The following is a 13,984-nucleotide window of genomic DNA, read 5'->3' on the forward strand; positions in this document are numbered from 1 at the left end:
GGCAATGCTATAAAATGGAAACTGATTTAGTTAGAAGTTCAAGAGCGGGTGATGTATTTCATTATCGATAGAATAAATACCATGAATTTCCCTTAATAGATTTCTAGTACCGCAAATTATTAGGAATATACAACTCATCTACGGCCCTAGTTGCCGCAACATATAAAATATTTAATTCAGCATCACGTTTCCAAGGCGTTAGCCCAGCCAATTCATCCTTCGAGATAAAATCGTCTGTGAGAACAACATTCGCCCATTCACGGCCTTTAACCTTATGTGTTGTAGAAAGTACTGCGGCAGCCTTTTTCTCATTTGGCGTAAATTGCCTGTTTATTAAAGCGAGCTGTTGCTCAAGTGTTTTATGATGTGTCTCTACTATTGTCCTGATTCGATATAACTCTGCGTCACCAGAAAATTCTTGTTCATCAACTAACGCATCCCAATTTGGGAACCGTGAAATGAGGTGATGAACATTGTTCGCCGGTGTCCCTCGATAGAGCTTTAACGCGTCAGAGATAATCCAATTTAAATCATTCACTCCGCCGACGATATGGATAGTGTGTCCTTGCTCAGATACTGTCACCGCTTGATTGAAAACAGACATATTTGTTCTAGCAAGTACTGTGATTGGCCATTTGGGAACGCCGTACTCTGGATCATAAAATTTTATCTTGGTGGTCAGGCCAGTATTTCCTTTTACAGCATCCTCTGGACTCTTCGATTTGTTTTGAAGTACTGCGTTTACATAATCTGCAACTTTTTCTCCAAACCTCCAGGATTTGGTTAATGGATATGTAGAGCCTGAAAGTTCAGACATAGAATTCACAGCACCGCGCCAATCGTATAATTGCTGGTGATTATCCCCGATAAGAAATCTTTTCGACTCTGAGCGCTTTAGAATTGACATAAATGCAGGGTTTGCATCTTGGGCTTCGTCGAAAAGTATTGCGTCATATGGGATCGTTCCTTCCCTTAAATCCCACAATTTCATTACTTGTTCGGGAGAGATCGGTAGATCACTATTGGGCAACATTAACATTGACCAAATATCGGTCATCCATTCGAGTAACTGTTCCGTGTTGTTCGGGTCCCACCCACAATCAGTCAAATGTTTTTCTGAAAACCACTCATCTGCCGAATAACAAAATTTTTGGACACCCAAATATAGTTGGCGAATTAAAGCCCCTTTTTTAAAGCCATCGAAGTGAGCGGGTAGCCCAATACGATCAGCCACTTCTGCATAAGGAAACTTCATGCCAGTTTTAACACGGTGGTCACCCCACTCTTCCCAAGGTTTGGTAATCGCATAAGCTAGACTATCGGTTGTACGACAATCCATTCTGGAACCTAATTTTTGCTTCCCTTCTTGTTGCATGACCTTGTTAAAGGCAAGGTATATTGCGGAGCCACATTCAACAGTGTCGGCAATAAATGAGCATAATGTTGTCTTCCCAGTTCCAGCAAAAGCCTGCGTCTTAAGGATGTCACTGCCAGTTAAATGATGTGCCGCTTCTAGAATTTTTTCTTGTTCGTCAGTCGGCGCAACTTTCTGGTTCGGCGCCTTAACATTCTCCCCTCCACGATAATGCAGGCTTGTATTTAGATATGACTTTGATTGCTCGTTTTGCTCAACTTTTAAATCAATCACACCGTTCGGATTTCTCCAGTATTCTTCAAGCGAGATAAAAGAAAAACCCAATTCTTCTGCCCTTTGGATTCCTAAATCCAAATATTTTTGTAAGTATCTCTTGCTTGCGACATAACTTCTAACTTCAAAAGGCTTTGAGAGAATTAGGAGATAATCTTCACGCAAAGCGCGATCCAGATCCGAGCGTTTTATTTCAAATTTTGGCTCTTCAAGAATATCCAGACCTGCAATAGTCAGTGAATACGCGGCGGCAGCGGCAGGATCGGACAATACCCAAACTAAATTGCCTGGTTCCATTTTTTCAAATGTAGAGTGCATTCGCTCTGGCGAATATAGCATTACTTTAGGAAAGGGAATTTTCATAACGTTTCCTTAACTTTCTCAGGTTGCAAATTCCACATTGCAAATATATCAAGAGAGGCAACCAACTCAAGAAACTCAAACAGCGAGCATAACGCCTAATCAAAGAAAAAGATTAGGCGAATTGATAGCAACCACAATCAACAGTCATGAAATGAGTGCATGCGAAAATTGCCTTAGATCTAAGATTATCAATTCTATTGGAGAGGGTAAGGATTTACCGAATGCCCAATCTTGCTATGGCTTCAGCCCTCGCCAAACTACCAACGGGTAAATCTCCCACGCACCTAAGCAATTCGATGAAATTTAATGCATATTCACTTGTTTCTCCAAATGGGAGAACTTGCACAAGACGTGTCATCTGATCATCCAACCATTGGCCAAAAGCAGTTCGTTCTGGATTTGCAGCAGCGGCAATTAACAAGATTGCGGGAAGCACCTGACCTTCAATTACTTTTGGTGATTGCTCTGCTGTTTGAAAACACTTTTCAGCTACGGCATTCGCTAAATCGATACGGCGACTAATTGACGCAATTCGAGCGACAATTGCGATTGTATTTAGAGCCTCTTCTCTCTTGTTTTCAATATGAACGTCAATGCAATGAAACATTTTCAAAAAGTGATCAATAATGTCGTTTTCAACAGCGAAATACTGGACAGCATTCAAAGGTAAATTCCACTGAGGATCCCAACTTTCAAGGTCTTTCAGCCCCATCAGCATGTCTTTGACTTCATCAGGCAATGCATTCTGTTTCGGGATCTCTGTGTGTCCTTCTAAAGGACCTGGCTGAAACATTGCTGCAATAGCTTTGCTGTCCTTGATATTGTCTATGAATTGTTGTGCCGTCTTTCCGTCAGGGGTCGCAATTGAGGCCTTGGATAATTCTTCGCTTAGAAGGTTCACGCGGCCTAAAATTTCTCCCCTGAGATTAACGGTAACTTCTGGAAAACTAGGGCCGCGAGGCTCTAGCCGATAGTCGTTATATTTTTTAATCGTTTCAGCAAAATCTGGATATTCTGCACACCATTTTATAAATGATCCAATATCGAACTCAAGATCGCTCATAGCGCGAACAAGTACGCCTGTGTGGGACCAAGCACATAATTTTCGCCAATATGCAGGTTGATTTGAAAAGACCGGCATAGTCGAAATCACATTTTCGACTAACAGAATTAAGGCTGGCATATATAAGTAAACGTTTTGTCCGCTTATGCTTTTAAACTCTTCATCTAAAAGCTTCTGTAAAGCCTCTGATGCATCTTTTTTGAGTTTCTTATTTCTCTCGGCGTGTGCAGTAGCAACTTTCAACACGGCAAGGGTGGAAAAAGGATCTTTAAGAGGGAACGAAGCGTCAATAGCAGACAGTATAAGCTCGTCATCAATGTTTTCAAACAATTCGACAAGCGCAAGGTCATGTCTCAAATAGGACACGCTCAAAAGCTCGAAACCCGCAACGGGGTCCTCTGTTATTAACGATATACGATGCCTGCGAAGCGATCCTGAAATATAGCTTTCAGCATCTTCATTATGTTTAGGGCACGGGCCGACTAATTTTTGGTAATATTCAATTTGATCAGGAACAAGCTCGTTCATTGCACCTTTTCCCGCCAGCATAAAAGCCCGCGCACGATCAAACAGAACATTGCAACTCGTGTTTATCTCTCTAAATATTTGCGTTAATTCATTATTATTTAGAGCTCTGCAGTCAATTATGCTCTGCCAATTGTCTCTTTTTAGTCCTGTAGGACCAAATTTCCTTATCAATTTTTCAAAAATGCGATGACGTACTGCCTTATCGGGGTGAAGCAGGAGAATGTCGTCAGGGTTCCAGACAGATGTTGTTTCTTGTTCGTCAAATCTCGTTACAGATAGACCATCGCCATCAGTCGAAATCAAACACTTCACCTCATCTAATGACGTAATTTCTTGCGGGGTCTGCTCTTCCAATACGAGCCGCGCGGCATTTAGGAAACTTTCCTGTGAGAATTGACCAAAGCCCCTGAAGCCAATTGCTGACCACACATCACCCTCACAGGCTTCATGAATGTGCTTATTCTTTTTAAGTCGCTCTGAGATCACCTGAGGAGAGTGCTCGACAAGGAAAGCCGTAAGGTAACTTTTAGGAATGTCAGTGTCGTGATTGGACATCTTTAATAATCCTTTCACCAACGATTTCTGCCAAAATATCTAAAACATCAGTTTGCGTAATAGAATATCTGTTTTCCAAAGTGTCGCTGACCCAACTAGAAAAGGCATCATTGCGCTTACCGTCTGCAGAAACTGAGACACAAAGAAGCTCAAATGAGCTTGCGATCTTTTTGCTGATGTCTTCATTCGAAACATCAGGTGAAGCCGGATAAATCCAGTTTTCTTGGTATGGATAAAGGTTCTCTAGTATCCAAGAGGACCTAGCTTTGGCTTGTTCTATAGATAATTGCTCATCCGCCCAAGTTGTTCTAATTGCATTTAGTACAGCTAAATGCAGCAAATGCAAAACATTTGATTCATCAGGTAATTTTAGTAATTCAGAGCTTCTAATTTTCAGAAATATGTCTCTGATCGATTTCAACTCAGCACTGGCTATAAAATGCGCTCCATCCTCCGTAAATGAACTATTGTTTATCGCCCAGTCCATTTCTTTTGGCAGAACAGGATGGGTCACATATCCACAAGTTCGTGTTTTGTGTAAGAGCTGAAAAAAATGTGCTTCGGGAATCTTGCCTAGGGTTGCCAAATGATGCTGGAGGTCTAGCAATCCAATAATAGGGATACTCTTTCCATCTTGGACAGCTAGCATGCTAGGTGCCTTACCAATCAATCTGTCATCAGCTAACAGCGCATCATATTCGCTCGAATATTGCATAAGATTCCTGATTGCTACCAAAGTTCCGTCGACTATCGGAGAACTTCCATCTTCATCATACGTCATCGGCAATAATTTTATTGAGCCTTTGCGAATGCCATTTCTGAGCCAAATTCTCAATTTAGAAAGTAAGTTTTCAACCTCTTGAGATGTTTCTTCTTTACGAATTAACGCCTTAACTTCGTCTCGCAAAGACAATGGTACATAGAGGTCCTTCGAGAGTTCGAAAAAGGGATGCATTCCGTTACAGGTATTCAAATACGTAATTGAAAGACCATCAAAATAAATTGGACCCAATGGTATCTCATTTCTCCCCGTCGTATGATCCGCCCTTATATTTTTTAAATACGTACAAACCTTGCCAAAGGTGGATTCATCGCATTTGCCTAGGCTACGCATCCACTCGTAAACATCCATTGGGGTTCTAATGAGATCATCATAGTCTTTAAGGTCAGCAATTTCTTCATAAAGTGACCCCGCTTTGAAAATAGGTAAAGGCCTGACTACAAAACCTTTTTCATTTTTGGCGCTCTCCAACAAAGTGGCGAGTTCCACACCCACTTCATCAACCAACCAATTTGGGGGCTGTGCAGGTTTTTTGAGGATTTTAAACTTTTCATCATCTAAGTATTTTCTGAGCAATTTTGCTTCAGAAATTTTACTAGGTTGATGAAAACGGATTTTACGAATTTCCGTTAGCATCAATGGCAAAGTATCGGAACTGATGACCAATTTATTCGCAGATTGTTCCAATATTTCAAGAAAATCAAATTTCGCTGCGACCAACATAGACGTTAAGTCAACTCCCAACCGATCAATCTTTTCAAATGAATGAATTAGTCTGCCGCCTGACCTAATTGGAATGAGTATTTTCTTTCTGGGGTCAATCGCCTGCTCATTAAATAAAGCATTTGAAATTAGAATTTCAGACAGAGAAACATTCCATTGCTGGGCTGCCATATGCATAGGGATTTCACCGGCCCAGTACTTTTCCCAAACATGATTGGAATACTCAGACCATTTAGGAGCATTTTCTGCTAGTTCTTTCAGTGAAAAGGACTGAATGGGACCATCTTCACCTGATAGTGTTATGGCTTTTGAAAGCCAAGAATGCGCGATATTTTCAGCGCCAAATGAAGTGCATAGATGATATGCATTTAATAATATTTGTGGATCATCTTCAGCCTTATCTACCGCAGCTTTGATCAATTCAATTGCCGTTTCTCTCTCTGAGTCAGATATTAAGCCAGCGAGTTGCAGAACAAATGATGCGGACCTTTTGTCAATCAGTACCTTTTCTCTTTCAACGATTGAATTTATTCGCTCCCATTCACCAGTTTGAAGAGAAAGTTGGATATCCAAAACCCTATCATTCTGATCATCACGTTCATTAATCAGACGATTTACTGCTTCTCTGACATCATCGTGATGTCCTGCCCTAAATGACGCCCATGCAAATTCGGCTTCTAAATCCAGAGATAAAGACCTTAAATCTTGCACACTCTTCAGAAAAACGGCGCATTTATTAAATTCACCAGTCTCGGTTAAAGATTGGGCATATAGTGAGGCCGTTGCAACATTCTGAACAACCTTAAATTCTTCCAATGCATATTTTGATAGGGTTTTCCAATCCCTATTAGCTCTCAAGAAAGATACCAAATTCCTGAGATGAATTTCATCGCGACCATCATTATAAAGTTCGATGAGTTTTACTGTAGGATCATCATCTATGTACGCTTCAATCTGTTCTTTAATTCGATGGTAATCAGATTGACTAAATTCTTCTGCGTATTCCTCAATAGTTTCTAAAGCTCTGCGCGCTTGATTTGATTCCATATAAACTTCAATCAAGAAATATGGAAAACGTCCCTTTTCAAACTCTTTTTCATATAACGCTCTGTTTGAAATTAGAAAATCAATCAGGTCTTCTGGCGTGCCAAATTGTTTTACTCTATAAAAATTAGCCTGAAGATCTTCGTGTGAAACACTTTCATTCTTTCTTTTATTTTGGAAATCCACTTTCAGAAGATTGCTATCGTAAGATAATCCCCACGCGTACGCAAAACCAGCAAATTTGATGGCATCATCAATGTTTGTCATTCGACTTTTAATGCTTTCTATCGCTTCAGCGCGCTTATTTCGGTCTGATAAATCTAACCAAGTCAGATATTCATCTGCAGCATTGGCTCTAGCCGTTTGACTGATATCTGCCAGATAAAATTTGGCTTTTTCAAACGCACTTTGCGCGACAGACCTGAAGTAATCAGTTTCTCCACCTTCAAGATAATCTGTCCCTGTCAGGAAAATCTGGCCTTTAAGTAAAAGTTCTCTCATTGATTCTGGTGTGAGCATGACTGAATTCACCACACCAACGATAAATGCCAAATCGGGATAGCGTTCAAAATATGTGTCGTCTAACAGTTTTGCGCATTTTACAGCATCGTTCCATCTACGATTTGTCATTAAAGTCACAAGGACATTACGCCAACCAATCGGGGTGAAAAGTTCTGCATTCAGAACTTCAATCTGATCAAACCAATCTAATGCAGCTTCTGCAGAAGCATGATGAAGAAGAATTGACCAAATGGTCGCATTCGCGTCGGCACTGCTATTGGCTTTTAGCAGCTCTATGGCTGCATCAACATTCCCTGCATTAGCCAGCTCATAAGCTTGAATTGATGCAAAACACACTTCAGCCGGCAATAACTCTTCCACGATCGTGTTTTTAATTTCTTCCAGGTCAGTGGTTTGACCAAGGGCTGTATATGTTCTTGCTGCCCAAAAACGAATGAGAGATTTTAATTCTTCAGAAATATTTGAAAATTCTGCACCTTCAGCGCACCGCAAAACCAAATCTTTCAAATAAGACTCAGCGTTGTAATTATGTATTCCTCTTGACCGTAGGATTAAGGTCAATTCTTCGTAAGCCCGATTTTGGGCATTTTCGTCCGTGCTGCCATTTTCTGTTATTGCGAACATGACTTGGTCAAATCTTTGGTCCATATGGGCCGCGTGGGTCTGAGATACTCCCAAACCGACCCTTTCGCCTAGCGTCAATTCATTGTATGCGCTTGCGCAAAGGACGGCTGTAACAATGTCAGTTGGGGAATAATCTTCTCCCTCGCCGGGCCATTCGCCTTGAAAGGCCGATTTTAATCTTTTTTTAATTTCAGATACATCAGTATTGATATGCGCCAGTTGATATTGAGCGAGAGTCTTTAAATCTTCCTGATTTTGTTCGTTATTCATCCATGTTTGGACGTCTTCATCTCTAAAGAACTCGGGATTGATCGCATCAATATCCAATCCTGCAAGAAATTTCCCCCACCAACCCTTTGAATTATCAATAAAAATCAAACGATTCAGCGTTTCAGAGAATAGGGGATCATTCGCATTATTCCCAACTGATAATGGCTTAACAGCGGCTGTATGCAAAGCCTCAAACTTTTTAAGTTTGGCCCGCACCACTCTCACTATTACCAGGAGCCCTTTAGCCGCAGCGACTAATGATGAAACGCTAACCGGATCCAATGAAACTTTCTCTCCCAATCACTTTAGAGGCGGATTTTACTTTAGAATACGTTGACGGGAAAGGTAAAACTAATGCTGGCACCCCGCCTTAAAAACGCTGCCAAGCTGTCCAAAAATAGGGGCTACCTCTGCCAGTAACATTGTGGAATGCTTCTTTTGCAAAATTAAAGATATGAGGCGCCTGGCGACACGTTTTGAGAAATCAGGAGGAAATTTCCTGAATTTCGCCAATTTGTTCGCAATCAAATGTTGGTCGAATTGAGCACAGACCCGAAGCTGAAACAGATTACTGAATGAATAATTAGATCATCACATCATGCCAACATTGATCATGAGCGCTCCCGATCTATTGCTGGCAGGGGCGCATTTAGATGATCTACAGTCACCCCTTTACAATGAGCATTGTAAGACCATCTCACAAACTGTTCGAGCAGTTCCTGGTTCTCGCGAGACAGCCGATCATTCGTAGCTTCCAATTTTTTTATTTTTTGAAGTGCTTTCTGGAGTTCAATCGGCTTGTCATCAATGCTCGCCCCACGCGCGCCTCGAAGAGCCTTTTTACGTTCTTCAAAAGCTGACTTGATGCGAACATGGCTGTTTAAAGTTTGACGCGTGTATCTACCAACTTTCGGCTCTATCTTTTCAAGCAATAAGCCCCAAGTCAGTTTGCCACTCCATCCATCAATTGTTTCCACAATTACTGCAATTTTGCGGTCATTTAAGTGCTTTTTCATTCACCTTCCCCGATCAAAGCCCGTAGTTCTTTGAGTATTTCAGCATTGTCATCACCAAGCTTTATTCTGTCATCTACTGCGTTACTGATCTGGCTAAATTCGTTTGGAAGCGCCAACTGAATTACCGATCCAATTGGCACAATCGGATCCTCAAAGATGTCGACTAAACCACGAAGACGGGCAGCTGTTTGAGTGTGATGCTCAAACCAACGATCCGCGCCGGCAGTCCCATTCTTCAAAGCTTCTTCCGCACCAATAATCTGCCTTTCTACATTCTTCAGAGTTTCTCTGATGCGGTGCGTTTTTTCACGATCGCCTTTGATACACACGTGCTCTGTACAATTGATGCAATCCCTATGTTTTTGACAAGGCATCATAGAGTAGTCATGGACGCAGAAACCATATTCAGTGATATGTGCCGTGGGGAAATTTGCTTCCAGAAACTGTTCACGTGAAAGCGGCATTTTTTTCATAGCTTCTGCCAGAGGGCCGAAAAACGAACTATCATCAATTTCGCGAACCAACATAATCATTTCATCTGCCGTAACGTGATCATAATCTTCATTCTGGCGAATATCTTTTCTGCCAGACCACTTTGCAATATCAAGCTGTGAAAGCCCGCCGCGTTGGGCAATAGTATTCAACCAATGACGGAATTGATGAGTGGTAATTTTGATAGGTTCACCGTTGTCATTTTTAAACCCGAGGCGTTCAAAAATGGAACCTTTACCATGCTTAACTGCTGCACCTAACCCAACGCTAATTTGGCCAGTATTCACTCGTTCAAAACTGAATGGTAGTGTACCACGTCGCGAATGAAATAAGTTCTTGTGGCAGACAAAAATAGCTTCGCTGAACTTCAAACCTGTTTCCGCATCATAAATTGGAAAGCCACCTGGCAAATCAGCAATAACTGCGGCCTATAAATCATCAAAACGTACATAGGAAACTCGATCAATATTTTTAGTATCTATACCTTTTCGTTTGATCCATTGAAGAGTATTTATACCAAACAAATATTTGAATTCAGATACTCTACAAAACTCTTGCTCGCGCAGATATGCCAAATTGTCAGGTAGATATAATGAAGTAGGGTTTTGCTCATACCAAAAAGCAAGGTCACGTGCACTCTGGGTAGTATTTTTCAACTTTTCCAAAGCTAATTTGGCAACTTCAACCATCGATGGAGCAATCCACTTTACATAAGGATCAGCCCCTTTCGAAGGCCACCACCGAATACCATAAGCAATGGAACCATCTGTATTCTGTTTTTCAACTTCACAATTCACTGGCAAACGAAATATTTCATTTATTCGGTCAGGAGACGTTGTCAGAAGCGCTCCTGTCGAAGCGATAATTACATCCGCTGGCTCAGTCGCAATTTGAAACGCCTTTGCAAGTGAATCTAAAGCACCTGGCTCTGGAAGTTTGCGGCTACGTTCTTGATCAAATTGCTTGCCAACTCGGTTGCGATCATTGTCACGCTTTAAAGTGTTTCTCCAACTAAAACGAACCGGAACCATTTCATGATCGTTGATAAATTTTGCAATCACTGCAAGCTGACCTGCAACTCGATATGCTGTACTTGATTGATACTTTGCTTTAACTAAAGCAGCTGCCCGATTGAACACGGCTGCATTAGCCTTGCAGACATCAGGAACTTTATCATTCTCTACCAATGCCCGCTCAAGTGCTCGTAACGCACTTAATCGAAGATTGACGCTTTTAGTCGGTTTCATACCCTGTTGATAACGCATGTAGGCACGTGCAAAATCAATAAAAGGTTCAGCCATCAGGTCGGCTAAAGTATTTGTCTTTGATGTATCATAATTTGTCCAGGTCAAGGCTATTCGACCAGATCGACCTCTTTGGTGAAGTTGATTGGTAATATCCCATGAGCTTTCCCAATCAACTTCACCAAAGACTCTCAATTCATTACGACAGAACTTCACAAAATCACTAACATTAACCTGAGCTTCATTACCCGCCTTGGGTACAAATTGAACAATGTCAGCCATCTACCCTCCTCGCTCTTCAAGGGTTGATTGACATAGCATAACAACGTCAGCTACTGCCATGATTGTTCGATCATTGATAGACGCAAAGCGTTCATCGCCCGTTGTTTCAAGCAAACGTTCACGCTCTTGAAGTAATGAATCAAGAAGCTCTTCGTGAGGTGCATCGAGCCACGGCTGGAAGTTCCGGCAGGTGTAACAAGCCACCGGAGCCATACCTCCACAGAAGCCAAATCTACCACAAGTGCCAACATTGCCAATTTCGGGACTGCCGATGCGGCTAGTAAGATCATCACCGCGTTTTGCTTTAGCTTCATCATCAACAATCATGCCGCAGAAGGCTTGGGCGATAGGCGCAAGTTCAAGGGCAGTCGCCTTGTCGATACGCTCGGCAATGGCCGGTGTTGCTTCGACATACACGCCGACGTTCTGAGTATCTGAGTGATCAAGAAGTTCAGCGATAAGCAACTCGCCATGGCCTTCCTGCGCAGCGCGGGTACCGAGAGTATACCTGAAGCGTCGAGGATTTATTTTTATTGGATCACCAGTACGATGGGAGGTTACACCTAATATTGAGCAAACAGCAGATAACTTTAAACTCAGTTCATTTGCCTGGAGGTGATGCTCAAGGCCTGGGACATTATTCGCCCACCAGTCAGGAAAAATCGGCAGATCACCAGTGTCATCTGTCTCTGCGGGATTGATTTTTTTCAGATAATTAATCCATGCTTCTAGGGCTTCACCAATCTCCCGAATTAATGGCCTTGGTTTAAATGACGTACGTATCTGTTCTGCCCGTTTTTTGGCGCTCGGGATGTTTAAAATATAGGTTGGTGTTCCGTCGTCGCTTCGTCCGACCATGAGGTCTTTGCACTTCAACGCCGCAATCTGAATTGGGCGAGCTCCTAAAGCAGTGAATAGGTTTACAAGGACGAAATCGTGGACACCAATATCGCCCTGGGCAAAGGCATTATTCAGGGCAGTATGAATGGCTTGCAGTTCCATGTCATCAAATGGGCCCGTGTCCGGGTCCATTGTACGAACTGCATTACCTTTCTGGTTTCCCTTGATTTTGATTTCATTGAACAGTCGAGGGACATCTTTATGAACCCCAGGGTACCCCATATCGTACCACTGTTTAAAAAAGCCTGACAGGGAACCCAGATACCACTCTCTATCCGCAGGCAACTGCGAACGATAACTCAATATTTGGGCTGAAGTGATATGAGATAAGCTATCTGTATCTTTTGCAAGATATGAAAAAAAATGTTTCGCACGCTCATATAGGTTTCCGGAATGTGATAGTGAATGCGTTTGAAGGTAATGAACGAACACAAGTTTGAGCGAATACAGAAGCTCATCACTAAAAAAATCTTCATACCCTTGGAAAGAAAACCAAACCGTGCGAGATGGGCCAGGTATCTTCCATAATTGATTTACAGGAAAAAATTGCCCGCCATCTCTCGTCATTGCCATTTCCGGCAATGACAAAACGACCGTGCTAAGACCTTGTGCTTCAGTAGTCTTCATCACCTATACCCTTCAATGCTTTACCCTGAATCTCTACCATCACTTCCCCGGCCTTATTCCTGATGTGCCGCTTGCTATAATGGGCGGCCATGCTTGAGTTATATGACCAGCCCATGAGATAGCTTCGAAGCTGCATCTCCCTTTCTTCCGATGTACCTTTTCCGTCCATGAGCTTCGAAAAATTATCGTTCCATGTATGCCGCAAAGCATGCCCGGTTATTCCATCTGGTATGCCTAGCACGCGCTCACGCAAAGTTGTGAATATTTTGGAATATCCGGATTGAGAAAGCGGCATCCCGCAGGCTTTGCCGGCCTTATGCGTCACGAAAAGAAACTTGTGCCTTCGAACCCCGGAAACAGACCTTCGGACGTTCATGATGTAGTTTTGAAGCATATCCAGAAGCGCACCTTCGAGTGGGAGCTTTCTGTCTTTGGTTTTCGTGTTTGGTTGATCCTTCCTGGGATCATCCGGATCATCTGCCCGTCGACGGATCAACACTGTCCCATCTTGAAAATTGATATCATCAATTTTGATACCGAGACATTCGCCACGCCGGACACCAACCATGTACAGCAATAAAAATATAAGCTGATTTCTGACCCGTGCTCCGTAATCCGTAAATGGGTTTTCTGGAGATTCGGGATTTAGAACCGACAGGATGTAATTGACATCTTTGTCTTCAATCCCTTCTCGATTGTTTTCTTGGTTTCGACCTTTGCTTTTCGGAAGTCGGGCTGTAAATCCCTTCTTCATATGTGCACGCGCCGTCTCCACATTTTGAAAATCATCTGATTTGCTAGAAATTCGACTGATCGACATTACGGCAAGCCAGTCGATATAGTCACGAATGTGACGTATCCGCGTAGCGCCTGTAACACCTTGCACTTGGCTAGATTTTTTAGGTGCCAGCTTTCTGAACTTTTCGTGAGAAATAACCGATAGGTTCGAAACCTTAATCTGACTGGCTTCATGCAACTCTACAAGTTCATCATATTTCATGCGCGCTGCTCGCACGACGGCTTCGATCTCAGACGTTTCAAAAAACTGCCCTTGGGCAAACCGCTCCTCGATATCAACGCCTTCAATCGAAGCCCAAGTGTAGAGTTGCATGATCGCCCGCAAATCTGCTTCGAGAGATTTGAACGCTCGGTTCGCTGAGCGCCGCATTGTAGTAATGTAAATAGTCGGCATGAACAGCGGCATCCCTGTGTCCGAATGCAGAAGAATCGGATACCGCTCACCATCATCAAATTTAACAATTTGCGTCTTGTATGGAGGCATAATCTTTACCATTTCCAATG

At 42.4% G+C, this 13,984-nt stretch carries 8 protein-coding genes; all 8 read right to left on the reverse strand.

From position 1 onward, the window contains the following. Positions 1-103 precede the first annotated feature (103 nt). Positions 104-2,011, reverse strand: coding sequence for a UvrD-helicase domain-containing protein (locus ACN0VA_RS06545; RefSeq protein WP_417820382.1), 1,908 nt, complete (start codon positions 2,009-2,011; stop codon positions 104-106). Between the two features lie 214 nt (positions 2,012-2,225). After that, a complete protein-coding gene (locus ACN0VA_RS06550; RefSeq protein ID WP_417820383.1) occupies positions 2,226-4,157 on the reverse strand; it encodes a hypothetical protein in 1,932 nt (643 codons plus the stop codon). After that, entirely contained in the window at positions 4,138-8,403 is a 4,266-nt protein-coding gene (locus tag ACN0VA_RS06555; RefSeq protein ID WP_417820384.1) for a hypothetical protein, read from the reverse strand. Before ACN0VA_RS06555 ends, ACN0VA_RS06550 begins: the two co-directional genes overlap by 20 nt. Positions 8,404-8,732: 329 nt before the next feature. Next, positions 8,733-9,137 (reverse strand): hypothetical protein, encoded by a 405-nt coding sequence (locus ACN0VA_RS06560; RefSeq protein WP_417820385.1) that lies wholly within the window; start codon positions 9,135-9,137, stop codon positions 8,733-8,735. Continuing rightward, positions 9,134-10,000, reverse strand: coding sequence for a hypothetical protein (locus ACN0VA_RS06565; protein WP_417820386.1), 867 nt, complete (start codon positions 9,998-10,000; stop codon positions 9,134-9,136). Before ACN0VA_RS06565 ends, ACN0VA_RS06560 begins: the two co-directional genes overlap by 4 nt. 57 nt (positions 10,001-10,057) lie before the next feature. Next, positions 10,058-11,155: a hypothetical protein gene (locus tag ACN0VA_RS06570; protein ID WP_417820387.1), complete on the reverse strand. Its 1,098-nt coding sequence runs from the start codon at positions 11,153-11,155 to the stop codon at positions 10,058-10,060. Next, positions 11,156-12,682, reverse strand: coding sequence for a site-specific integrase (locus ACN0VA_RS06575; protein WP_417820388.1), 1,527 nt, complete (start codon positions 12,680-12,682; stop codon positions 11,156-11,158). After that, positions 12,669-13,976: a tyrosine-type recombinase/integrase gene (locus ACN0VA_RS06580; protein ID WP_417820389.1), complete on the reverse strand. Its 1,308-nt coding sequence runs from the start codon at positions 13,974-13,976 to the stop codon at positions 12,669-12,671. Before ACN0VA_RS06580 ends, ACN0VA_RS06575 begins: the two co-directional genes overlap by 14 nt. Positions 13,977-13,984: the final 8 nt, after the last annotated feature.

Source organism: Terasakiella sp. (genome assembly GCF_048267425.1).
Classification (GTDB): Bacteria; Pseudomonadota; Alphaproteobacteria; order Rhodospirillales; family Terasakiellaceae; genus Terasakiella.